Annotated in this window: 24 protein-coding genes; 3 read left to right on the top strand and 21 right to left on the bottom strand. The window is 39.5% G+C overall.

Annotated elements, in window-relative coordinates:
• Window positions 1-72: 72 nt before the first annotated feature.
• The 21 genes from Q9306_RS07200 to Q9306_RS07100 all read right to left on the bottom strand — a co-directional run bounded on the left by Q9306_RS07200 (window position 73) and on the right by Q9306_RS07100 (window position 21,235).
• Window positions 73-780 carry an ABC transporter permease gene (locus tag Q9306_RS07200; protein ID WP_306196857.1) on the bottom strand — a complete coding sequence of 236 codons (708 nt, stop codon included), beginning with the start codon at window positions 778-780 and terminating at the stop codon, window positions 73-75.
• Window positions 780-1,622, bottom strand: a complete 843-nt coding sequence (locus Q9306_RS07195; RefSeq protein ID WP_306196746.1) for an ABC transporter ATP-binding protein — start codon at window positions 1,620-1,622, stop codon at window positions 780-782. The genes Q9306_RS07200 and Q9306_RS07195 overlap by 1 nt, the downstream gene beginning before the upstream one ends.
• A 368-nt stretch (window positions 1,623-1,990) precedes the next feature.
• Window positions 1,991-2,992 carry a LytTR family transcriptional regulator DNA-binding domain-containing protein gene (locus Q9306_RS07190; RefSeq protein WP_306196743.1) on the bottom strand — a complete coding sequence of 334 codons (1,002 nt, stop codon included), beginning with the start codon at window positions 2,990-2,992 and terminating at the stop codon, window positions 1,991-1,993.
• 152 nt (window positions 2,993-3,144) lie between these two features.
• Complete coding sequence (locus tag Q9306_RS07185) at window positions 3,145-4,755, bottom strand: long-chain fatty acid--CoA ligase (RefSeq protein WP_306196741.1); 1,611 nt, start codon at window positions 4,753-4,755, stop codon at window positions 3,145-3,147.
• Window positions 4,756-4,997: 242 nt separating this feature from the next.
• Window positions 4,998-6,023: a stage II sporulation protein D gene (gene spoIID / locus Q9306_RS07180; protein WP_306196739.1), complete on the bottom strand. Its 1,026-nt coding sequence runs from the start codon at window positions 6,021-6,023 to the stop codon at window positions 4,998-5,000.
• A 201-nt stretch (window positions 6,024-6,224) separates the two neighbouring features.
• Complete coding sequence (gene murA / locus Q9306_RS07175; RefSeq protein WP_306196737.1) at window positions 6,225-7,529, bottom strand: UDP-N-acetylglucosamine 1-carboxyvinyltransferase; 1,305 nt, start codon at window positions 7,527-7,529, stop codon at window positions 6,225-6,227.
• Between the two features lie 34 nt (window positions 7,530-7,563).
• Window positions 7,564-8,262, bottom strand: a complete 699-nt coding sequence (locus tag Q9306_RS07170; RefSeq protein WP_371932347.1) for a YwmB family TATA-box binding protein — start codon at window positions 8,260-8,262, stop codon at window positions 7,564-7,566.
• 70 nt (window positions 8,263-8,332) lie between these two features.
• Window positions 8,333-8,569 carry a DUF1146 family protein gene (locus Q9306_RS07165; RefSeq protein WP_306196732.1) on the bottom strand — a complete coding sequence of 79 codons (237 nt, stop codon included), beginning with the start codon at window positions 8,567-8,569 and terminating at the stop codon, window positions 8,333-8,335.
• Between the two features lie 125 nt (window positions 8,570-8,694).
• The gene (nuoN, locus tag Q9306_RS07160) at window positions 8,695-10,215 is read right to left on the bottom strand and encodes an NADH-quinone oxidoreductase subunit NuoN (RefSeq protein WP_306196855.1); all 1,521 of its coding nucleotides are present in this window, start codon (window positions 10,213-10,215) and stop codon (window positions 8,695-8,697) included.
• A 7-nt stretch (window positions 10,216-10,222) separates the two neighbouring features.
• Window positions 10,223-11,725: an NADH-quinone oxidoreductase subunit M gene (locus tag Q9306_RS07155; protein WP_306196730.1), complete on the bottom strand. Its 1,503-nt coding sequence runs from the start codon at window positions 11,723-11,725 to the stop codon at window positions 10,223-10,225.
• Window positions 11,722-13,587, bottom strand: a complete 1,866-nt coding sequence (gene nuoL / locus Q9306_RS07150; RefSeq protein WP_306196728.1) for an NADH-quinone oxidoreductase subunit L — start codon at window positions 13,585-13,587, stop codon at window positions 11,722-11,724. The genes Q9306_RS07155 and nuoL overlap by 4 nt, the downstream gene beginning before the upstream one ends.
• Window positions 13,588-13,616: 29 nt before the next feature.
• Window positions 13,617-13,931, bottom strand: a complete 315-nt coding sequence (gene nuoK, locus Q9306_RS07145; protein WP_098917324.1) for an NADH-quinone oxidoreductase subunit NuoK — start codon at window positions 13,929-13,931, stop codon at window positions 13,617-13,619.
• The gene (locus Q9306_RS07140; protein ID WP_306196725.1) at window positions 13,924-14,448 is read right to left on the bottom strand and encodes an NADH-quinone oxidoreductase subunit J; all 525 of its coding nucleotides are present in this window, start codon (window positions 14,446-14,448) and stop codon (window positions 13,924-13,926) included. Before Q9306_RS07140 ends, nuoK begins: the two co-directional genes overlap by 8 nt.
• Window positions 14,445-14,864, bottom strand: a complete 420-nt coding sequence (nuoI, locus tag Q9306_RS07135; RefSeq protein WP_306196723.1) for an NADH-quinone oxidoreductase subunit NuoI — start codon at window positions 14,862-14,864, stop codon at window positions 14,445-14,447. Before nuoI ends, Q9306_RS07140 begins: the two co-directional genes overlap by 4 nt.
• A gap of 21 nt (window positions 14,865-14,885) precedes the next feature.
• Window positions 14,886-15,887, bottom strand: a complete 1,002-nt coding sequence (gene nuoH / locus Q9306_RS07130) for an NADH-quinone oxidoreductase subunit NuoH (RefSeq protein WP_306196853.1) — start codon at window positions 15,885-15,887, stop codon at window positions 14,886-14,888.
• On the bottom strand, window positions 15,887-16,987 hold the full coding sequence (gene nuoD, locus Q9306_RS07125; RefSeq protein WP_306196721.1) for an NADH-quinone oxidoreductase subunit NuoD: 1,101 nt from the start codon (window positions 16,985-16,987) through the stop codon (window positions 15,887-15,889). Before nuoD ends, nuoH begins: the two co-directional genes overlap by 1 nt.
• 3 nt (window positions 16,988-16,990) lie before the next feature.
• Window positions 16,991-18,172, bottom strand: coding sequence for an NADH-quinone oxidoreductase subunit C (locus Q9306_RS07120; protein ID WP_306196719.1), 1,182 nt, complete (start codon window positions 18,170-18,172; stop codon window positions 16,991-16,993).
• The gene (nuoB, locus tag Q9306_RS07115; RefSeq protein WP_306196717.1) at window positions 18,169-18,687 is read right to left on the bottom strand and encodes an NADH-quinone oxidoreductase subunit NuoB; all 519 of its coding nucleotides are present in this window, start codon (window positions 18,685-18,687) and stop codon (window positions 18,169-18,171) included. Before nuoB ends, Q9306_RS07120 begins: the two co-directional genes overlap by 4 nt.
• A complete protein-coding gene (locus Q9306_RS07110) occupies window positions 18,678-19,046 on the bottom strand; it encodes an NADH-quinone oxidoreductase subunit A (RefSeq protein ID WP_020061446.1) in 369 nt (122 codons plus the stop codon). The genes nuoB and Q9306_RS07110 overlap by 10 nt, the downstream gene beginning before the upstream one ends.
• A gap of 269 nt (window positions 19,047-19,315) precedes the next feature.
• The gene (locus Q9306_RS07105; RefSeq protein ID WP_306196714.1) at window positions 19,316-19,969 is read right to left on the bottom strand and encodes a DUF975 family protein; all 654 of its coding nucleotides are present in this window, start codon (window positions 19,967-19,969) and stop codon (window positions 19,316-19,318) included.
• Window positions 19,970-20,143: 174 nt separating this feature from the next.
• A complete protein-coding gene (locus tag Q9306_RS07100; protein ID WP_306196712.1) occupies window positions 20,144-21,235 on the bottom strand; it encodes a low temperature requirement protein A in 1,092 nt (363 codons plus the stop codon).
• A 430-nt stretch (window positions 21,236-21,665) separates the two neighbouring features.
• Here Q9306_RS07100 and Q9306_RS07095 point away from each other — a divergent pair, with 430 nt between their 5' ends.
• The 3 genes from Q9306_RS07095 to Q9306_RS07085 all read left to right on the top strand — a co-directional run bounded on the left by Q9306_RS07095 (window position 21,666) and on the right by Q9306_RS07085 (window position 24,333).
• Window positions 21,666-21,893: a (4Fe-4S)-binding protein gene (locus Q9306_RS07095; protein WP_306196710.1), complete on the top strand. Its 228-nt coding sequence runs from the start codon at window positions 21,666-21,668 to the stop codon at window positions 21,891-21,893.
• Window positions 21,894-21,953: 60 nt separating this feature from the next.
• Window positions 21,954-22,238: a GNAT family N-acetyltransferase gene (locus Q9306_RS07090; RefSeq protein WP_306196708.1), complete on the top strand. Its 285-nt coding sequence runs from the start codon at window positions 21,954-21,956 to the stop codon at window positions 22,236-22,238.
• Window positions 22,239-22,398: 160 nt separating this feature from the next.
• On the top strand, window positions 22,399-24,333 hold the full coding sequence (locus tag Q9306_RS07085; RefSeq protein ID WP_306196706.1) for a sensor domain-containing diguanylate cyclase: 1,935 nt from the start codon (window positions 22,399-22,401) through the stop codon (window positions 24,331-24,333).
• Window positions 24,334-24,542: the final 209 nt, after the last annotated feature.

Here is a 24,542-nt window from a genome sequence, read left to right as displayed (position 1 = left end):
TGCATCGGAATTACAAAATTTCCGAGGAAATGATAAAAAAAAGAAAAAAACTGAGCTAAAATGCTCAGTTTTTTAATCTAGTTGTTTCTTTTTGTAGACGAAGAGAAACAGAATAAACGTAATCAAAATCCAAACGAAAATATTTATTACATTTTCACTCAATGCAGAAAAGCCTTTTCCTTCTAATACACCTGTAATTGCATTAAAAATATGATTTGTTGGGATATGATAAAGAATTTTTTTTACGATTTCATTCTTCACAAAGAGGTGCAATAAAGGCCCTGCAAAAAAAATCATCATAATCGGTGTACCAAGCACAGAAACTTGCACTAGGTTTTTAGCTAAAAGACCAACCATTGTCCCTATTATAATGAATAGCAGTACTCCCAATAAAATAATAGTCATTAATAAAAAGACATTTCCCTTCAACGAATCTAATAAAAATAAGCTGATTACACTTAAAAAGAACGATAAAACCATTATTGGTAAAGACTTCCCTAAAATGACTTCTATAGGAGAAGCTGGTGATAGCATCATAACGCGAAGAGTATGTTTTTCTTTTTCTTCTGCAATTAGAGTCGCTTGTGTAATTGTTGTCACCATACTCAATACCATAACAACTACAATTCCCGCTAAAAATTCTTTCCCGCTCCCCATTTGCTTATAAAAAAGTGCTAATCCTAGTGGTAAAATTGCCATTAATAATACTTGTGCATTACTTTTTAAATCTTGCATCTCTTTCCGTAAAATTGCCGAAAACCGCTTCATAGAAAATGTCATCATAATCCCCTCCCAGTTACTTCAATGAAAATATCCCCTAAGGTTGGCTCATAAGAATGAATCGATAGTAATTCACCTTTTTTCATCCATTCTGAAATACGTTTTGCTCCTAATTCATCTTTTTGCACTGTTTCTTTTTTCTTATCTTTTAACACAACTTCAATTTTGTCTTTTGCATATTGCAAACGGAGATTTTCTGGTGTATCCAGCGCGACAATTTCCCCGCCGCACAAGAACGCGATGCGGTCGCAAAGTGTTTCTGCCTCATCCATATTGTGCGTCGTTAAGAAGATTGTCGTTCCTTCTTTATTTAAATCTCTTAAGATATTATGAATGTTTTGGACATTCGCTGGATCAAGTGCAGAAGTTGGTTCATCCAAGAAAAGCATATCTGGTTTATGTAGTATCGCTCTTGCTAGCGTCACGCGCTGTTTCATTCCTTTTGACAGCTTTTTCACCTGTGTTTTTTTATCATCTAATAAGTTCACTTCTGCTAACACTTCGTCAATTCGTTCTTTTTTACAATCATATAAGTCACAAAATAATAGTAAGTTATCATAAACGCTAAGTCTTTCATATAGGCCGCTGTTATCTGTTAAAATACCAATTCGTTTATAGTCAATACTGTCTGGCCCTGTAATATCTTTCCCTAGTACTTTTACTGTTCCTACACTATGAAGTAACTGAGACGTTAAGATTTTTACCGTTGTTGTTTTCCCCGATCCGCTCGGTCCAAGAAACCCAAAAATTTCACCTTGCTTCACTTCAATATTCACATTACGAAGCGCTGTTTTACTATCGAAGGTTTTCATCACATCTTTCATTTCAATTGCCAATGCCATCTCGTCATCCCCTTTGTTTTTCATTTATAGATGAAACTCGCTTCAACGAATTTCGTTTGTTCGTTTCGCTTTTCTTGAGTCAATCATATGAAAAATAAAGGGTCTTGGCAGTAAAATACCGGTAAAAGGAGTATTTTTACCGGTGAATGGAGCATAGTTTGAGCCCATTGAAACACCATAAGAGGCGAGTGAAGTAATATTGAGGGTAACGCAACATATAAATCACTGCTATGCGGAGCAAACAGTGACCTCTACTTGCTTTCTCCCTTTATTTTTAACCTTGCGCGTGGCAGGAAAAGGCTCTGACCGCTTCTATACATAGCCAGATGCTCTCGCCCACCTAAAAAGAAAGGGGTTTTTATATACATTTACAGTCCAATTACATCTTTCAATTCATCCATTCTTCCTTTTGACAGCGGAATGGATGTTTTTCGTTCATCATCAAGGATTAAACTATAACTATTTCGCGTCCATGTAATCATTTCTCGTACTCGTTGTAAGTTTACAAGATAAGAGCGGTGACATCTGAAGAATCCGAACCCTTTTAGACGTTCCTCTAATTCACTTAACGTAAGTGCACAAATAAAATCACCTTCACGCACATGAATATGTGTAGTACCATTTTGTGTTTCCATATATTGAATTTCCATTGGGTCTAATAAAATGATTTTATCGTTTACTTTTGCCGGGATACGCTCTAATTTCATTTGCGGAATCATTTCGATTACCTTTTCGTCTTCTACCTGTTCTTCTTGCTCAATTTCCACTTTTTTCACACCATCTGGATGTAACACATACACGTCCTCCGTTACAGATAAAGCGTCCGAAAGAAAGGCAGAAGTAATAAAAATAGCTTTTCCTTGTTCTTTTAACTTTGTAATGGCGTTTCGAATAATAATTGTACTTTCTATATCTACGTTTTGTTCCGGTTCCTCCAAAATAACAAGCTCCGGATTATGTATCATACTTCTCCCAATATGAAGGCGGCGTTTTTCCGAAAAGGTTAACTCCTTTATCTTTACCTCTTTTTTATCTAGAAGGCCCACAAGCTGAACGACTTCATCTACCGATAATCCATTACCATACAATCCTCGCAAAAAAATAAAGTAATCCTTTACCGTTAATCGTTCGTACGCCTCATCAGCTAACAAACAAAAACCGATTCGAGAAAAAGAATGTTTTCCAAGCGGCTGTCCATCAAATAATACTGTTCCCGTCGACGCTTCTTCTTCTCCCATAATAATGCGGTGCAACGTTTTACCAATATGATTATTGCATTGCAGCACAACACACTGTCCATTCTCAATCTCTAACTGAATAGATGGCAAAACATTTGTCTTTGCCAATTGGTTCAGTTCTAATAACGCCATCTTCTCACCCCTATGTTGGTTTTTTGTTCCATTATATCAGACGTTTTATGGAAATTTGTGATATAATTCCTAATATTAGAAGATTAAAATTCATATATAATGCGAGAAGGAAAATAGGCTACCTCATGTAGAGGCAGCCTATTTTTGTCTTCCTACTTCACCATATAACTCTTCAACTGATCGCGAAGTGCTCGCTTCAAAAACTTCCCGACAGATGTTTTCGGAATTTCTTCGACAAATAAAATATCATCTGGCATCCACCATTTTGGAAATTGATTTTCTAATAACTCATATAGCTCTTCTTGATTGACTACTTCTCCTTCTTTTAGAACGACACAGGCAACAGGGCGCTCTTGCCATTTTTCGTGCGGAACAGCAACGACAGATGCTTCTAATACTTTTTCGTGTGTCATTAAAGCATTTTCTAAATCAACGGAGGAAATCCATTCGCCGCCGCTTTTAATCAAATCTTTCGTACGGTCAGCAATTTTAATAAAGCCTTCCGGATCGACTGTTACGATATCTCCGGTGTGCAGCCAACCATCTTTCATCGACTCTTCAGTGCGTTCATCACGATAATAACTGCCGGCAATCCATGGTCCGCGGAGGCAAAGTTCTCCCATTTCTTCACCGTCCCACTTAATCTCACCGTTTTGACCAATTACCTTCATTTCAAGGCCCGGGAATAAATAACCTTGGCGAGAACGAAGCTCATAATATTCCTCTTTCGGTAAATCACGTTGATACGACTTCGGACAGTTAATGACAACAGCTGGACTTGTTTCCGTCATGCCGTAAATTTGTCTGAACGCAATTTCATATTTTTCTTCATAGGTGCGAATCATACCTTTCGGTGCTGCCGATCCGCCTGACCATATCGTACGAACACTGCTAATATCATACGGGTGCTTTTCAAGCTCTTGCAGTAAGCCAATCCAAATGGTCGGGACACCGGCAGTAATTGTTACTTTCTCGCGGTCAATTAACTCTGCTAAAATTTCCGGGGTAAAGTGCGGTCCTGGTAAGACAAGCTTTGTACCGAACCATGTACTTGCGAATGGGAGTCCCCACGCGTTGACATGGAACATCGGAACAACAGGCATACAAGTATCTACTTCTGATATGCCTCCTCCGTCTACAAGTCCTAGCGTATAGCTATGGAGTGCAATACTACGGTGCGTGTACACGACGCCTTTCGGTTTTCCTGTCGTCGCGGAAGTATAGCACATACCGGCAGGTGCCTTCTCATCTAAGTCTGTTATAAATTGAAATGTTTCATCACCTTCTTCAAGGAGTTGATCATAATGATATGCTGGTGATAGTGTTGTTTGAGGTAGTGCATCGTCATCTGTCATAATGATAAATGCTTTCACATGAGGAATTTCGTGTTGAATACTTTCTAATACAGGAACCATATCTTCATCTACCAAAATAATTTCATCTTCGGCGTGGTTAATAATATAGGAAATATGTTCTGCGGAAAGGCGTAAATTAATCGTATGTAAGACCGCTCCGATTCCTGGAATTGCAAAATATGCTTCTAAATGGCGATGATGATTCCAGGCGATTGTTCCTACTTTATCCCCTGTCCTAATCCCCATTTTCTGTAGCACACTTGCAAGCTTTCTTGTCCTCTTTGCAATTTCTCCGTATGTTAATGTTTGAATCCGTGATGCCGTACGTGAGACAACTTCCTTTTTGGAAAAGTATTTCTCTGCCCGTTCCATCATTGCCGGAATGAGAAGTGGTACATCCATCATCATCTTTCGTTCCCCCTATCATCATTGTATATCTATAGATACAACTGTATTATAACACGACAAACCTAGGCAAAAACTAACAACCGTTCTTTCCTTTTCTACAAAGTCTGACAGATACTTCCATCATACGGGCGATGTATTTGCATCATGGTCACCGTTTATCGGCGATTCGACACGATTTAAAGACCCTTCGACAAAACGAGACACCCAACAAAAAAAAAGCATAGCGCCGCCGCGCTATGCCTTTACTTCTTCGCTGTCAATTTTCCCTCATATTGATTCAGCGTTGAAATTGCCACACCTTTATAATAATGGGCGACAATATCTGTGTACACCTTGCCTTCCTTCGCCATTCCGTTTGCACCGTATTGACTCATTCCGACGCCGTGACCATAGCCTTTTGTTGTGATGACAATTTGGTCACCTTGCTGCTTCCACATAAAGTCGGAGGAACGTAAACCTAACTTTTCCCTTACATCTTTCCCCGTTAATGTCTTTCCTTGAAAGTCAACTTCCTTCACGCGCTTTCCTTCTGTACGATCTTTAATATCGCCAACCTTCCCATTTGCTAATACTTTTACGCCAAGACGCTTTTGAAAGTCAGCAACAGTAAACTTTTGTTCACTCGTAAATTTCGGTGCTTGTTGTTGATCCCAAGGGCTATTCACACTTTTTAAGTACGGGTAGTCACTGCCCCAATAGTCTGCGGCATTTTCTGTATAGCCATTACTTGTCGAGAAAAATGACGCTGTAATCGGATTGCCTTCATACGTTAAAACTTGTCCGGCTGTTTTTGATACCGCGTCTTCAATCCGCTTCATTTTGCTTTCGTACTCTTTGCCCCATTGTTCTTTTAGCTCCGCTTTACTTTTGTACACTTGATTTTCTACCGTATCTGTTACGTCCGCTTTATTTTGAAGCTTTTGTCCGCTTAACATACGCTTCACAACGAATGTACGCGCTGTTAATGCCTGTGCTTTTAATGCTTCCATTTCAAAGTTTGCTGGCATTTCTGCCGCGACAACGCCGGCAACATAGTCTTCAATTGAAACCGTTTCGTTCTTTTTTTGCTGACTGCGATACACAGATACTTGCACATCAGTTTTTGCAGGAGAGGGAGCCGGTACGTCTTGTGCGGACTTAGGAGCAGAAGGTGAATGATTCTTCCCTTCTTTCATTTTCCCAAATGGAAAAACAAGCATGCTTGGTACGATAATCACTAACGCTATTAACAGCGTTATGATGACGATAATGGGCTTTGTCGTTTTCATGATCTTCCTCCACTATGAAATTAGACTCATTTCATTCTTATGGAGTAAGACAAGCATTTAGAACACGTTCTTCTTCATCTATTTTTTGTTTTAATTTTTAGAATTTTAAATGAAACAGGCATAAATATTATGTTTCTTGACTATAACAATAATAATGCATAAAAAAATAGCTCCCATGCCTTTGCATAGAAGCTATCCTGATTAAGCGTGAAGATCAGATACTTGTTGTTCTACTACTTCCGCTACTTGTTCAGTTACACGTTCAATATCTGCACCTAATGCAGCTAACTTACCATGGAAGTTTACATATCCGCGGTCAAGGTGTTTTAATTCTGTTACACGCGTATGACCTTCAGATACTAAACCAGCTAAGATTAATGCTGCTGCAGCGCGTAAATCAGTTGCTGCTACTTCAGCACCTTGCAGGTTCCCTGGTCCATTCATAATTACAGAACGGCCTTCGATTTTAATATCTGCATTCATACGACGGAACTCTTCCACATGCATGAAACGGTTTTCGAATACTGTTTCTGTAATCATGCTTGTGCCATTTGCTTTCAGTAATAATGCCATCATTTGTGATTGCATGTCTGTTGGGAATCCTGGGTGTGGCATCGTTTTAATATCAGCCGCTTTTAACTTCTCAGGACCGATAATACGAATACCTTCGTTTTCCTCAACAATTGTAACTCCCATTTCTTCCATTTTCGCTGTAATAGAGCGTAAATGTTCTGGTACAGCATTTTCAATTAACACGTTTCCGCCTGTAATTGCTGCTGCAACCATAAATGTTCCTGCTTCAACACGATCAGGAATAATGGAATGGTTTGCACCATATAATTTATCGACACCTTCGATACGAATTGTGCCAGTTCCAGCACCACGTACTTTTGCTCCCATTGCATTTAAGAAGTTCGCTAAGTCTACGATCTCTGGTTCTTTTGCTACGTTTTCAATAACTGTTGTTCCTTCTGCTAATACAGCGGCAGACATAATGTTTTCTGTTGCCCCTACGCTCGGGAAATCTAAGTAAATTTTCGCACCTGTTAACTTACCGTCTACATACGCCTCAACAAATCCGTTACCAACCTTCACTTTTGCTCCCATTGCTTCAAAGCCTTTTAAATGTTGGTCAATTGGACGTGAACCGATTGCACATCCGCCAGGAAGCGCAATACGTGCACGACCATTACGTGCTAAAAGCGGTCCCATTACAAGAACGGACGCGCGCATTTTACGTACATATTCAAATGGTGCTTCGATGTTTAGTTCTTTTGATGCGTCAATTGTTACTTCATTGTTTGCAAAAGATACTTCTGCATTCAAATGACGCAATACCTCATTAATTGTGTATACATCTGACAGTTCTGGTACTTCAGATAGTACATTCTTTCCATCACTCGCTAATAGGGCTGCAGCGATTATAGGTAATACAGCGTTTTTTGCGCCCTCTACGCGCACTGTGCCGTTCAACCGCTTTCCGCCACGGACGATGATCTTTTCCAAGTTATTCCCCTCCGTGTCCTTTTTTCACATCTATTCAATACTCAGAAGTTATGATCGGTGTGCCAACCACAATTGTATTCTTGTTGTTCGTAGAACGTATTGCTATTTGCACATTGATTTTCTCTTTATTTGTCGAAAGAGCGTCATTCCATTTTTTATTATATGCGGAGACTGACACAAATGCTCTTTCTTCTATTTTTTCAATCGTTCTTGCTGAAAGATCTTTCAAAACTTCATTTGTTTTATCTTGCAAAACACCTTCAATCTTATCACTGAGCGCACCTTGAATACAAGTATAAATTTTTGGTTTTGTATCAAAAATTTGAATCGTTTTATCTGTATATTTCGGGTCCCATTTTGTTCCGCTCACTTCATATATAACGAAAGTGTTTTCTTTAGTATTTTCCATTGTCCAAGTAACTACTAGTCTTTCTTCATATGAAGAAAATTTTTTTTGTGCAGTTGCTTTGTAGCCGTCTTTAGACTGCTCAATTTTCCATTCTACTACATTTGCACGTTCCTTCACTTGACTTAACAGCTTTTCAAACGTATGTATATTTGAAATTGTTCTTGTCTCCCTTGCTAACCAAGACCACCGCTGAACATCAGCACCGTTCTTTTCTAAAGCAGCAATCATACTTTCCATCTTTTCCTGATCGCTCACAGGTTTCATTTCTCGATATCCAACCAAAAAAATAACTACACTCACGACAATCAACATCATGGCTTGCATTTTTTTCACGTTCATCCCCTCCTAGTCCCCATTGTTGACGGAGAAGGATGGTTCTATACGTTGTACTTTTTTACTTTACAAGGTACGTTAAACTCTTTGAATACCCTAAATAATCAAGGAAAAAGTTACTTACCGATGCACCGATGGCAATCGTTACAAGAATAAGAAGGATCCTCGTTTGCATGACTTTCCCCGGCTTCATTAATCGTTCTAGATGAAGACCTTGCAGCGCCCACCACGTGATGGTAATAAACAATAAATGCGACACAATTGCAATGAGTGCTTGTTGCCCTAAAATTTGTGCCATAATAAATCGACCCTCCTGCTCTAACGAGAAACTTCTCGTCTGAACCTTGTTTACCACACGTGTAGTAAACTAAAATTTACCAAAATAAAAAGTGCAGAGTTTATGCTCTACACTTTAAGTTTGTACTATTGTACCATGTTCCCAAGAAAGAAGAAATCCTTCATAAGTGGAAAATAATCGTAAAAGAAATTGTAACCGCTTACCGGTAATATACCGAGTACAACCGTTGCAATCGCGCAAATACTTACAACAATTTTTAAGTTAACCGGAAGGACGATGCGCTCCTCACTTTCTGCCCGGCGAAAAAACATTTGCTGCAAAATGCGGAAATAGTAAACAAATGAGATAACCGTTGTCCCCATCATAATGGATGCTAGCACGTAATGAGCTGGCTGGACGATAAATGCTCCTAAAAAGATGTTAATCTTCCCGATAAATCCGGCTGTCCCAGGAATACCAGCAAGTGACAGAATAAAAATTGTCATCATAATCGCCATAAACGGTGATCGTTTATACAAACCAGCAAAAGCAGTCGTATTTTCCTGTCCCGTTTGTAAGATTATACCATGGATAATTGCAAATGCCCCGATATTCATCAGTACATAAGCAAGCATATAAAACCACATGCTATCCATAAGAAATGGTGACATCACAACAAGCGGTACGAGTAAATAACCAGCATGCGCCATCCCTGAGTACGCAAACATCCGCTTTATACTGCACTGCTTTAAAGCAACGCTATTTCCAATAATCATCGTTATCCCAGCAAGAACGGCAAGATAGATGCTCATATTACCAAATAGTGATGCTTCCCTATTTTGCACAGGAATAGTTCCGAAAATAATTAAGAAAATGCGTACAATCATTACAAACCCAGCAATTTTCGATACAGTTGCTAAGAATGCCGTAACAGGCGTTGCTGCTCCTTCGTACACATCAGGTGCCCACATATGAAATGGGACAGTCGCAATCTTGAAAGATAAACCGACAAAAAGCAGGATAAACGCAAGCGACAGCAAAAGTTGTATATCACCGCTCACACCTTGTGCAAACAAACGCTGCATATCTAAAATATTTGTTGAACCTGTCAGTCCGTACAAATAGCTCATTCCAAACAACGTAATTGCCGTAGAAATACCACCGTTTATGACATACTTCATCGCCGCTTCATTCGAAGCTTTATTGTTCTTACGAATGCCCACTAAAATGTACGAAGACAATGACAATAACTCAAGACCGACAAACAGCGTAATAAAATCACTGCTAGATGCCATAAACATTGCACCAAGAAGCGCCGTTAAAAATAAGTAATAATATTCTCCCATGTCTTCAATCGGCTGCTTATCATCATCGCTCACCGCAAGAAATAATACAAGAATGCCGCCGAGCAATAAGAGCGTTTTAAATGCTTTTGAAAATCCGTCTAAAATAAAAGATCCATCTAAAATCTCTCCAGCCGGTGCACCGTATAATGTCACGAGCTGCGCAAGTGCGAGCACAGCCGTTCCAATTGCCCCGTATGCTAAATTTCGGCGCTGAAACGATTGTTTTGCAAACAAATCAAGAAGTGATAGAAGAATAGCCCCGCCAAGCAGGATAAATTCTGGCGTCATTAAATGCCATGATAAGCCTAGTAATGTTTTCATATCCATTCTATCTACCCCCTAACGACTGTAATGTGTCACGAAGTGGTTCACCTAGTACATCTGGCAAAATACCAATCACAAGGATACACGTCAGCAAAATTATCGCTGGAATATACTCCAATCCGTGTATATCGCTCTTCGCTTCGCACTCGCTTTTTCCAAATATAACTTGCATCGCCGCCCGGAGTACGTACACAGCTGTTAAAATAATACCGATTGCCCCCACCGCCGCTAATACTCTGTGCTCCTGAAATAAGCCAAGAAATGCGAGAAATTCACTTACAAAGCCGGACATTCCAGGAAGTCCGAGCGAAGCCATACTTCCCGCTAACAAGAATCCGCTAAGCACTGGCACTTGCTTCGCTAAGCCGCCAAGTTTTGTAATGTCAGAAGTATGAAAGCGCTGCTCGATTATACCAAGCAAGAAAAATAACAGCGCCGCAATTAAACCGTGGGAAACGACTTGGAACAATGCCCCTTTCATTCCTGCCGCGTTCAGCGCGGCTAAACCAATTAATACAATTCCCATATGCGAAATACTAGAATATGCAAGCACCTTCCGAAAATCTGTTTGAACAAGTGCTAAGAGTGCTCCGTACAGCAAATTAATAACTCCTAAAACCCCTAGGAACATAGCGAATTTTTCAAACTGCTCCGGGAACAGTCCCATTCCAAAACGGACAATCCCGTATGCTCCAATCTTTAAGAGAACACCTGCATGCAGCATAACTACCGCTGGGTGCGCCTCCACGTGGACATTCACCATCCAGCGATGCAGCGGAAAGACTGGAAGTTTAATCATGAATGCAATCATAATCGCTAGAAATAAACCGAACTGCAAGGAATTAGACAGTTCACCAACCGTTGTCATTTCTTTTCCTGCTAAAACGGCTTGCAGCTCTGCAATATTCGTTGTACCTGCTCTTGCAAATAAAATGGAAAAAGCAATAAGCAAAATTGCTGACCCGATGCCGTTATAAATTAAATAGCTGTACGCCGCTTTTTCACTGCTAAATTTGCCCCATTTCCCAACAAGTAAAAACATAGCTGGCAGTGTCATTTCAAAGAAGACGAAGAACAGCAGCAAATTTTCGGCAGCGAAGACGCCGAGCATACCGACTTCAAGCATAAGCAAGAGCATATAGAAACCTTTTACGTGCTTTGTAACGGAAAAGGCTGTAATAGCTGCCAATGTCGCCAATAATGCCGTAAGGAACATCATAACGAGTGAGAATCCATCAATGCCAAGTTCGTAATAAATGGTAAACAGTTCTTTCTCTACGCTTGGAAAGTTTCCAAATTGAATCCACTTTACCTTTTCTGCAAACATCGTTAAACTTTTTCCCGATGCATATGTACTTGCGATAAAGAGCGCGGACCCAAGCGGAAGTAATGTTCCGAGCAAACCAACAATCCTCGCCGCTCTTTCTTCTTTCTTTGGTACAAATGCCAGCAGGATGATACAGAGCAGCGGGGAGAAAATGAAGAAAGATAATAGAAAGGAACTCATTGCCCATACCCCCCTGTCAATAACAGAATCACTACGAGTGCAGCTAAGCAAACCGCTGTAACTGTGCCATACATTTGCACTTGTCCGTTTTGTAGTTTCGAGCCAATCGTACTCACGCCTTTTACGATGCCGCCAATGAGCTGCATAGCTCCTTCCACAATATACGTTTCAAAGAAATATAGAACATATGCAATTCCTTTCACGAGCGGAAGCACTGTTACGCTATACAATTCATCAATATAATATTTCTCCTTCAGCAAGCTATACATGGCAGCGTTCTTTCCGCCAAGCCAATCACGAGAAATTGTATGTTTTCCATAGATCAAATACGCTAAGCCAATCCCAGCCAATGAAACGAGCGTTGCCACGATCATAATCCAGGCCGGGCCATGAACCTCTCTCACTTGAAACGCCGCGTCTTTTGTAAGCCAATCCCCAAGAAACGTTCCGAACCAAGGTGTATTCACATAACCAGCCCCAATCGCTAGAACGCCAAGAACCATCATTGGCACCGTCATGACCTTTGGAGACTCATGCACATGTTTCTGCTCCCCGCGCGCCTCTCCCGTGAAGACAAGGAAGTACAAGCGGAACATATAGAAGGCTGTGAAGAAAGCTGCGATTACCGCAAGGACGAATAAACCGTAGTTGCCGCGCTCCCACGTCGCCGCTAAAATTTCATCCTTACTAAAGAAACCAGAAAATAACGGAACACCGCTAATCGCAAACGTTCCAATTAAAAACAATGAGCCGGTCACTTTCATCTTCTTAAACAAGCCGCCCATTTCTTCAATGTTTTGCGTATGCACCGCATGAATGACGCTGCCGGCCGCTAAGAACAATAATGCTTTAAAGAAAGCGTGCGTCGTTAAATGAAACACCCCCGCCACGTACCCTGCAGAACCGAGCGCAAGCATCATATAACCAAGCTGACTCACTGTGGAATACGCTAATACACGCTTAATGTCCGTTTGCACGATACCGATAGATGCTGCAAAAATTGCCGTAATACCACCAACAATTGCAACAGTTTGCATCGCCGCTTCGCTCGCTGCGAAAAGCGGGAACATCGTAGCAACTAAATATACCCCAGCAGCGACCATCGTCGCCGCATGGATCAGCGCTGATACTGGCGTCGGACCTTCCATCGCATCTGGAAGCCACGTATGGAGCGGAAACTGACCTGATTTCCCAATTGCGCCGACGAAGATTAAAATCGCGGTTAATGTAATCATCGCCTGCGAAATGTCTCCAGCTTGTACGGATTGAAAAATTACATTGTAATCAAAGCTGCCAACTTGCCAGAATAATAGAATCATCCCAATAAACAAGCCTACATCACCGATACGCGTCATAATAAATGCTTTTTTTGCAGCTGCCTTTGCTTCTTCTTTAAAGAAATAGAAACCAATTAATAAGAAGGAACCGAGTCCTACTAACTCCCAGAATATATAAAGCTGTAATAAGTTAGTAGAGATAACAAGCCCAAGCATTGCAAATGTAAATAACCCTAAGTATGCATAAAAGATATGGAGTCTTTCATCACCGTGCATATACCCTTTCGAATACATATGAACGAGCAAACTGACAAGTGTGACAATAAAGAGCATTAATGCGTTTAATGCATTTACTTCAAAACCAAAAGAAATGTTCACATCTCCGATTTGGAGCCAAGTCCATTGCTGCTTTACCGTTTCTGATGATAGCCGTTCTATTAATACAACTACCGCACCCGCAAATGAAAGAAAGGTAAGCAAGATGCCAAGCCAGCTGCTTCCTTCCTTTAGCCTCTTGCCAAACATCACGAGTAAAACGAAAGACACAAGCGGGAAAAGCGGTATTAACCATGCATAATCCATCATGAATTTCTCCCCCCTTTTCGGTCATTACCTTAATGCTTTAGCGAATCCATTTCATCCGTATTAACAGTTGCGCGGTTTCTATATAGAGCAATTAAAATCGCCAAACCAACCGCTGCTTCTGCTGCAGCAACGGACATTGTGAACAATGAAAAAATTTGTCCCTTTAAATTTGGAAACATCCCTAATTTACTAAAGGCAACTAAATTTAAGTTCGCCGCATTTAACATAAGCTCAATACAAACCAATACAATTACTGTATTGCGCTTCGTTAGTGCTCCAAATAAACCGATGCAAAACAATATAATCGCAAGCGTCAGGTACGCAGAAGCTGGAATACTATTCATGCGAATCCTCCTTTTTCTCGTCCCTCTTCGCAAGTACAATTGCACCCACAAGGGCAACCAGTAATACAACAGACGTTAACTCGAACGGTATTATATATTTCGAATACAACAACTCTCCGATCTGACGTGTATTTTGTTCATGAAGCACCGTACCATCTTGAACACGTCCACTTTCGAAGTCGACGTTATTCACCGCAAAATACAGCACCGCACCAAAGATGACCACAGCAAGAAAAACAATGAGTTTCCGCCAGCCAAAGCGCAATTCTTCTTGATCATTATGCTTCGTTAACATAATGCCAAAAATCATAATGATCGTAATCGCACCGGAATAAATCAGAATTTGGACAACCCCGACAAATTCTGCTGACAGCATGAAATAAAGCCCGGCAATACTAAGGAATGTAAACACTAAAGCGAGCATCATATGCATCACTTTCGTTAAGCTCAGCATAAGTACACCGCCCATGACCGCGAGCAGGGCTAATGCTAAAAACGCTACTAACTCACCGCTCATACTTTATTCTCCCTTCTCACATGCTGATCATTTTCATCAAGCCACTGTAAGTTTTTAAATAAGTCATCACGCGAATATTCGGCTAGCTCAAAGTTATTTGTCATCACAATGGCTTCTGTCGGGCAAACTTCCGTACAAAGATCGCAAAGAATACAAATTTCGAAATTAATATCATACGTATCAATGATTTTCCCTTTCTTCTCTGGATCTGGGTGCTTTTTCCCTGTTAGTTGAATACAGTCTGTCGGACAAATATTTGCGCATTGATTACAAACGATACACTTTTCTGGATAGAACTTTTGAATACCGCGAAAGCGATCTGGGAGTGGTAGTGGCTGATTTGGATAGTCGTACGTTACTTTCTTCTTACTTAAATTGCTAAGTGTATATTTTAAACCTTTAAATAAACCCTTCATTGTACTCCTGCCCCCTTTAGATTAGAAGAACAATTCTTTTATCAATGCTGCTAAGAAAATATTCGCAAGTGCTACCGGCAGTAATACTTTCCAGCCAAACTCCATTAATTGATCGCCTCGTATACGCGGGAACGTTACGCGGAACCAAATTAACAGAAAGACAACTGCACTAAATTTGAGCGCAAACCAAACAGCTCCTGGAATAAACGCTAAAAACGGAATTGGCTGCCAACCTCCTAAAAATAATACTGTCATAAGCGATGCCATTCCGAAGAAATACACATACTCAGAAAGCATAAAGAACGCCCAGCGAAATCCCGAATACTCCGTATGATATCCAGAGACGAGCTCCGATTCGGCTTCCGGTAAATCAAACGGCGTTCGGTTCAATTCCGCAACAGCTGCGATTAAAAAGACGATAAAACCAATTGGCTGCACGAAAATGTACCAAACCCCTTCTTGCGCCTCTACAATATCATTTAAATTTAAGCTGCCTGTTAGAAGGATGACCCCAATTACGCTCATCACAAGTGGAATTTCATAGGAGATCATTTGTGCCGCGGCGCGCATTCCGCCGAGTAACGAATATTTATTATTAGATGCCCAGCCCCCGGTTACAACACCAATTGTTGTAACCCCTGAGACTGCAATATAATACAGCAAGCCGACGCCGATATCGGCAAACTGCAACTTATCTGTAAACGGAATGACCGCTAATACCATGAATGCCGGTGCAAACGCAATGACCGGTGCTAATATGAAGAGCGGTTTATCGGCTGCTTTCGGAATCGTATCTTCCTTTAGCAAAAGTTTTAACACGTCCGCTACTGTTTGCAAGAGTCCAAAACGACCGCCCACTTGGTTCGGTCCGATACGTCCCTGCATAAATCCCATTACTTTCCGCTCTGCTAAAATCCCATATGTAACAAAGCCAAGAACGACAAACAACAACAACGTTGCCAATCCGAAAAAGATAAGAAAATTCGTCCAGCTTGCAGGTGACTCTAAGAGGTTTTGTATCATCACCCATCAACCTCCCCAAGTACAATATCAATGCCACCTAAAATTGTAATTAAGTTTGCGATATTCTCGCCTTTCAAGATATGCGGTAAAATTTGCAGATTATAAAAAGATGGGCGGCGGAACTTTAAGCGATACGGCTCTTTCTTTCCATCACTTGCAATGTAACAGCCAATCTCGCCGCGCGGTGACTCAATTCGCACGAATGCTTCACCTTTTGGTGGTTTAATTATCTTTGGCACCTTCGCTAAAATTGCTCCTTCTTTCGGAAACTGCTCTACCGCTTGTTCAATAATTTTCAGCGACTCTTCAATTTCCTCCATTCGGCAAACGTAACGATCCCAAGCATCCCCGACCTTACCGACAGGAACATCGAAATCAAAACGGTCATAAATAGAGTACGGCTCATCTTTCCGAAGATCCCATTTCACACCCGTGCAGCGCAAGTTTGCTCCGCTTAACGAATATTGCAAGGCATCTTCTGCCGAGTAAATACCGACTTCCTTTACGCGGTTTAAGAAAATTTCATTGCCGCTCACAAGGTCGTGATACCCCTCTAACTGCTCTCTCATATAAGGAACAAACCCCTGCACCTTTTCAATCCAGCCATCCGGCGCATCCCACTTCACCCCGCCAACGCGCATATAATTAAACGTTAAACGCGCTCCGCATAATTCATTTAGTAGGTTAATAATCATCTCGCGTTCGCGAAATGCATATAGAAACGGACTGACCGCTCCAATATCAAGCAAATTGGTTCCCCACCAAACAAGGTGACTCGCCACGCGCCCAAGCTCCATTGCAAGTATGCGTAAATATTCAGCGCGCTCCGGTATTTCCAGCCCCATCATCGTCTCCACTGCGTGACAGATGACGTAGTTATTTGTCATAGCTGCTAAATAATCCATTCGGTCTGTGTACGGGATAATTTGCGTATACTGCAAACTTTCCGCAATTTTCTCTGTGCCGCGGTGCAAATAACCAATAACAGGCGTAGCTTCTTTAATAATTTCCCCATCAATTTTAATAACGAGCCGAAATACACCGTGCGTACTCGGGTGCTGCGGCCCTACATTTAAAAGCATTTCTTCTGTACGAATCATGTTTTACACCCCCGCATCAAAAGGCTCATAATCTTTTCGCAGCGGATGACCAATCCAATCGTCTGGCATCAAAATCCGCTTTAAATTTGGATGCCCTTCAAACACAACGCCAAGCAAATCATACGCCTCGCGCTCCGGCCAATCTGCCCCTTTCCAAAGCGGTACAATGGAAGACACCCTCGGCTCGTCCCGGTCAAGTTTTACTTTCACCGCTACAGATTGCTTCTTGCCGTATGAAAATAAATGCACATACACTTCCATATGCGTAGCAAAATCTGTTGCATGTAATTCTGACATATAATTAAATACCAATTCAGGATCTTTCTTTAAAAGCTCCATCACTTCGTAGTAATGCTCTACTTTCACGACGAGCGTTGGAACATCTTTAGACAACCTATTAATATAGAAATCTTCTAGCACACCTTCGCCAAGTTTTGCTGTAACTGCCTGAACATACGCATCTAAATGTGGCTGATTTTGCGAAGGTTGTTCTACTTTCACTTCTTCCTCTTTCTTTCCTCCAGCAGCCCGGGCCTTTGCTGCAGCTGCTGCTTTCGCTTTTGCAATCGCAATTGCTTTTTCTTTCTCAGCGTCTATACTTCCGCCTTCTGATGCTTTCTGTTTCGCTAACGCGGCCGCCTTTGCTTTTGCTGCTGCGGCCGCTTTTGCCTTCGCAGCTGCGATTGCTTTTTCTTTCTCACTCTCTTCCGGGTCAGTTGCGTTCTCCTTTTCTTTCTGCTTCGCTAATGCGGCCGCCTTTGCTTTCGCTGCTGCAGCTGCTTTTGCCTTCGCAGCTGCGATTGCTTTTTCTTTCTCACTCTCTTCCGGGTCAGTTGCGTTCTCCTTTTCTTTCTGCTTCGCTAACGCGGCCGCCTTTGCTTTTGCTGCTGCAGCTGCTTTTGCCTTCGCAGCTGCGATTGCTTTTTCTTTCTCACTCTCTTCCGGTCCATCTGCGTTTTCCTTTTCTTTCTGCTTCGCTAACGCGGCCGCCTTTGCTTCCTCTGCTGCGCGGCGCTTTGCTTCTGCTATATCTATTTCACTCTCATTTGATAGCGCTTTCTCTTTTTCTTCTACATGATGAACCTCATTTTCCTGACGTGCCGCGAGCCGCTTTTTTGCTTCTTCCTTTGCACGTCTTGCTGCTTCTTTTTTCAGATCATCTATATTTTTATCTTGATCGCTCATTTATTCGTCACCTGCTTTCCTGTCTTTGCTTCGTAACGAATCTTTTCTTTTAATTTATTAATCCCGTAAATTAAAGCTGCTGGATTCGGCGGACAACCAGGAATGTATACATCCACCGGCACGATTTGATCTACCCCTTTTACAACGGCATATGAATTTACGTACGGTCCACCCGCCGTTGCACAAGATCCCATGGCAATGACCCAATTCGGTTCTGGCATCTGATCATATAAGCGCCGCACAATTGGGGCCATTTTCTTCGTTACCGTTCCAGATACAATCATGACATCCGATTGACGCGGAGATGTACGGAAAAACGAGCCAAATCGATCTAGATCATAATGCGAAGAACCGACTCCCATCATCTCAATGGCACAGCACGCCAATCCAAATGTCATTGGCCATAATGAATTACTGCGTGCCCACCCTTTTACTTGCTCAAGCGTCGTAAAAAATATATTTCTTTCTAACTCAGCACGTTCCTGTGGATGAATATCTTCAAAATTTATAGCCATTGTAACACCTTCTTTTTCCAAGCATATGCAAGACCAATGAGTAGCATAATAACAAAAATGAGCATTTCCACTAATGCAAATAACCCCAGTTTGTCATACGCTACCGCCCACGGATATAAAAACACAGTTTCCACATCAAAGATGACAAAAAGCAATGCAAAAATATAATAGCGGGCATGGAAGCGGACGTTTGCATCATGAAACGGCTCAATTCCACTTTCATATGTTGTTTTCTTCGCTGCACTTGGTTTATGTGGACGTAGCAATTTCCCCAAGGTGAGTGCGACAACCGGCAACAATATACCTAATAGCAAAAAAATACCGACAATCATATAACTATTTTCATATACATTTACCATTGTGAAACCCTCTCCCCCCTCATAAAAACAAGCTTACTCAGTACAAGTTATGATTCATTTGCATTATTTATTATTTTTTAATTTTTCTAAATAATGCAATTATAGATATTATAGCAAATTTCAAATTCTAATGTCGATACATTGGAAAAAAAGAAAAACCAAGTAACTAGAGGAAGACTTCCCCTTATATTACTTGGTGTACAGTAATTGAAACTAATTTTATTCTCATAAAAACTAGCATGAATGATTCATTTCATGCTAGTCGTTTTTTAAATAGTAATATCTTCTTTTTTATAATATTTCTTTGAAATTTCCTCATAAAACGCTGCAGATGTCGTGTAAAAATATGGAGTTAACCATAAGAAACCAATTCCTAAAGTAACGACACTTAATATAAACCAACCTAGAAAACTTAAACATAATAAGAAGTAGTCCATTTTATGACCATCCATCATACGGCGACTTTCAGTAATTGCTTGATTCGCTGTATACTCTGGGTGATCATTTAAAACAAAATACGTCATGGAATAAGAAAATGATTTTATAATTCCTGGAATAATAAGAAGTAATGTCCATAAAATAAGGTACACATACATTAATAAGTATGTTAAAAATGATTTAATAAACTGATTTCCATCGCTGAACCATTTAAATATATGACCGATACGAACCTCTGTCCCACGAACTGCGTTTAAAACAAGATAATAAGCACCAAGCGTTAACGGACCGATAATAAGCATCGCCACAATATCTACTGTAATAGAATCCCGCGCCTCTTTCCATCCCCAAAACATTGAGAAGATACCTGTAGTTGCTAACGTCACAGCACCAATAAGAATTCCGATTAATAAAGTCGCTCCTACCGCTAATCCCCATCTTCCTCTTAATGCATCAAGTGCTTCTTTTTTTAATTGACTGATCATATATAACCTCCTAATCCTCTAAATGATACTATTATATCTATATACCATTTATTTCATTATACCCCTATATTTATGTTGAAACTATCTTTCTTTATCCACTTTGTTTAATACAGTTTTCGGTTAGTTATTTTTCTATGCTACAGTGGAAATCAAGGTTTCTCTTTACATTACTATTCACGTAGTTGTCAATTTAGCATAGACAATGAAAAATATAGCTAATTGCCCCATTATGACAATACTTGGAACTACCACAATCAAATCAATAATGAAAAAGATTGCTAGAATCCCTAAAAATAACCCTAAATGAGAGTATGTTAAGCGGTGTTGTTCATATCTGTATTGATGAAAAACGATAGAAGTTGCAATGAAATAAAGTAAGACTGAACCGAATACAAAATAGAGGATGAATGAATAACGAACCTCTTGTAAAAATAGTAGTTCAATAGAAGCCGCAATCATGCTAAGCGACATGAGAATAAACAAATGACCGTAAATAATCGTTTGACCGGCTGTTTGGATTGATTTGTCTACTTTCTTTTCTACATTATCAAAATACTGCCACCACATGGAAATGATAAGGATGAATGAAATAATTGAGAATAAAATCGAATCCCAATCTCCTTTTTGCGGCTGCAATACTGAAAGGGTGCTGACGACCGATTCTCCAAACAAAATTAATGTTAATAAAGCAAAACGCTCTAATAAATGAGCCGTGTTGGTCGGAGATTTCACCAAATACTTGCGTCCGAAAAAAGGCACAATGATATCAACAATAATTCCTGCATATAACACGGCATATCGAATCCATGAATCAAAAAAGATGGAGAAACACGAAATAATAATTCCAATCCAAAAACGTGTTCCTAAAAAATGAGCCGTTTTTTTTCTATTCCCTACTTCTAACTTCTGAACAACAAGATATTGAATCGCCGTTAATGCTCTTAATCCAATATAGCCAATCAGAAACGACAAATAGTATTGATCAAAATCCACCGATAAACTGGATATCATAATGAGAACAAACAACATTTGAAAAATCATAAACATACGTTGATGCAAAATATCTTGCCCAAACCGATTCGTGAACAGTGTTTGTCCAGTCCAAGACCACCATATCGGGATAAATATGAGAACAAATTTCAAGAAATATTCTGGGTGAATATATCCGTTTTCAACATGAATTAAAACCTTAGTAGCAGTTGAGACCGCTGCTACAAATAACAAGTCATAAAAAAGTTCTAACCACGTTACTTTTTTCTCCTCCATTTTTAACACTCCTTTTCACACCTGATAAGGTATATATAAATCCTTTTTGACATATAGATTACGGCTATGCAAAAACAAAGATTCTGCTACTTTCTTACTCCCTTTGTTTGAATATCCCATGTGAAAAAAAAAGGAACTGACCACTTCTACGCATGGCCAGACGCTCTCGCCCACCTAAAAAGAAAAGAGTTTTTATGTCGGTTTTTTAATTTGGAATTATATATCATCATAAAATGTAATGGTAAACAATCCCAATATTTACATTCTATCAGTTTAGTCATAAATTCAATGTAAAAAAGAAAGAATTAGGTGACATGATGCAAGAGCACTTTCAAGCATCACAATTTTCCAATTTGAATCATGAAGAGAAAAAACAACTTTTAGATTTACTTCGGAAAGTTCAAAAGTAAACTGACAGGAGTGAGATTCTATGAATGATGAATACAAACGTTATACAGGGAAAGATATCGATGTCTTTTTCAACGCTGAAATATGTGCACATTCCGCAAAATGCGTAAAAGGATTACCAGAGGTTTTTGATATAAAGAAAAAGCCGTGGGTGAACGCTGATGGAGCAGAGGCTGACGAAATTGCAAAAGCTATTGATCAATGTCCAAGCGGTGCATTGAAATATATAAGAAAAGACAGTTGTAAATAAGAAATACGAAAAGAAGTCTTAAGGCAAATGTGAAAGGCATAATTTTTAAAAGGAGGACATATGAAATTGCTTGATATAAAAAAAGATACCAACACTTTTTATGTAGGAGAAGAAAATAAAAAAGAAGCAGAAATACATTATGTTCCGACTGGCAAAGAAAAAATTATCGTAGACCATACATTTGTTTCAGACAACCCCAGAGGTCAAGGAGTCGGAGAAGCATTAGTGAAAAAGATCGTCGAGTTCGCTAGAGAAGAAGGAAAAGTAATTATTCCCCTATGCCCTTTTGCAAAGAGCCAAATAGAACGTAATGCAGATTATCATGATGTTTTAGCAAAATATTGATTGTATATTAAAAAAGTCCGATTTCTCTGCACCACAGAAGAATCGGACTTTTCGTATTGTCTAAACAAATATGTTTTGAAAATACTATTCCTTTTTAAAAAACGACATACTATAAATAAAAAGGAAACATGTCATCTAACTTCATGGGGGACTTATTATTGTGAAAAATAGACAAACCCATTTGTTTTTTCTTACATATTCTTTATTGATTTATATTGCGGTTCATTATATAGCTTTGCAAATATGGGATGAATACTCACTTCAATTTCAATTACAAATGAGTATCGTAACTTTCATTCTTAATGGGATTATATGTGGCTCGTTATTGTATTCTACTTCCCGTAAAGAAGGACATGCCTATACGTTTTGGATGCTCTTAACAATTGGCTCATTCCTTTACTTTATTGGTGACACGGTCGTTATGTATCAACACCTCATTTTGCATAATTACAAAGCAATTATAGATTCCTCAGATCTATTCTATTTATTATTTTTACTTTTCTATACGCTAGCTTTTTTCTATAAGAATATGTATGAATGCACAAATTGGGAAAAAATCTTTATGTTATGTGATATTTGTATCATCGTTACAGCAGCATTTACCTTACATTACTATCTATTTTTTAAAAATACTGTCCATCCAGATGCGATATCCAACATTCACAAATTTATATTGCTTGTATATCCAATTACAGATTTATTATTTTTAGTCATGGGCATTCGTTTATTACTTCGGCCCTTATCATTTGTTTCTCGAGTAGTTGTTGCTTTACTAAGCGGTTCACTCATTTTATATGCACTGCTTGATTCGATGTATGGATATATTAAATATTTTCGGACAGACCATTCTTTGTTCACGATAACACCTTTCTTCCAAATCGTCTTAGGACTAGTTGCAATCGCTTGCCTGCTGCACGAAGAAAACAAAAATGAACAACATTTTTTCCATCCTAAAATAGGTGAAAAGGTGCGATTATCACTTCCTTATTTAGCAGTTGCGGCATTAATTCTATTTACCTTACATGAAAAAAACTTTTCTCCCATTTTGGAAAAAGGCGTATTTTTAACATTTTTCTTCGTACTTATTCGTCACATGTTAGTAAGGCACCAAAATAAACGGCTATTACAAAAGCAACAACAGTTTAATTTAGAGTTAGAAAAGCAAATTGAACTGCGTACAGAAGACTTAGTGGAACAAACAAATGAATTATATAAAAGCCAACAAATGTTTAAATCATTGTATGAACATCACCCAGATCCCATTTTTACATTAGATTTGCACGGGAATTTTTTTAATGTAAACAATGCGGGGATTATATTACTTGGTTATCAAACAGATGCACTGTTACATGAGTCTTATCGCTCTCTCGTATATGAGGAAGATTTAGAAAAAGCCATACATGCTTTTCGTTATGCGAAGGAGGGACACTCTACAACTTTAGAAATAAGAGCGTATCATCAAAACCGAGATATTTATTATTTACATGTAACGGTGGTACCCATCATATTGCAAGCACGCATCACAGGTATTTACTTAATGATAAAGGACATTACAGAAGGAAAACGACAGCAAGAGCAAATTAGCTTCTTAGCGTATCACGATACATTAACACAGCTCGTCAATCGCCGTGCCTTTGAAAAACAACTTAATCATGCCATTCTTCACGCTAAGAAAGAAAACATAAAACTCGCTATTATGTTTCTCGATTTAGATCGGTTCAAAATTATTAATGATACACATGGGCATAAAACTGGAGACTTTCTCTTAATTGAAGTTGCAAAACGCTTGCAACATGCGGTTGGACAAAACGGAATGGTTGCCCGGTTTGCAGGCGATGAATTTACCATTTTAATTGAAAAATACGAAACCCTTTCAGAAATTGAAAGGATCGCAAACGCTATTTTACAAATCATGAACGAACCAATTGAATTAGAAAATCATACGTTACAAATTACACCGAGTATTGGGATTGCCACATATCCAGACGCAGGGGACGACGCTATGTCACTTCTACAGCATGCTGATATGGCAATGTATGAAACGAAAAATAAAGGAAAAAACGGCTTTTCAATTTATACAAAAGCACGTTTGTAAATATATGCAAAGTTATTACTTTAGTGAACCGCTACTTGCTTTCTCTCTTTGTTTTAAACTTTGCACATGGCAGGAAAAGGCCCTGACCGCTCCTATGCATCACCAGTCCCTCTCACCCATTTAAAAAAATGCTTTTCTGTCGGTTTTTCATAAAGTAACTGAGTAGTTACTTTGTATTTATATATAAATGCAAAAAAGCCGCAAAGGTC

Source organism: Bacillus multifaciens (assembly GCF_030756675.1).
GTDB classification, from domain to species: Bacteria; Bacillota; Bacilli; order Bacillales; family Bacillaceae_G; genus Bacillus_A; species Bacillus_A multifaciens.
This window is presented reverse-complemented; position numbering and strand designations above follow the sequence as displayed.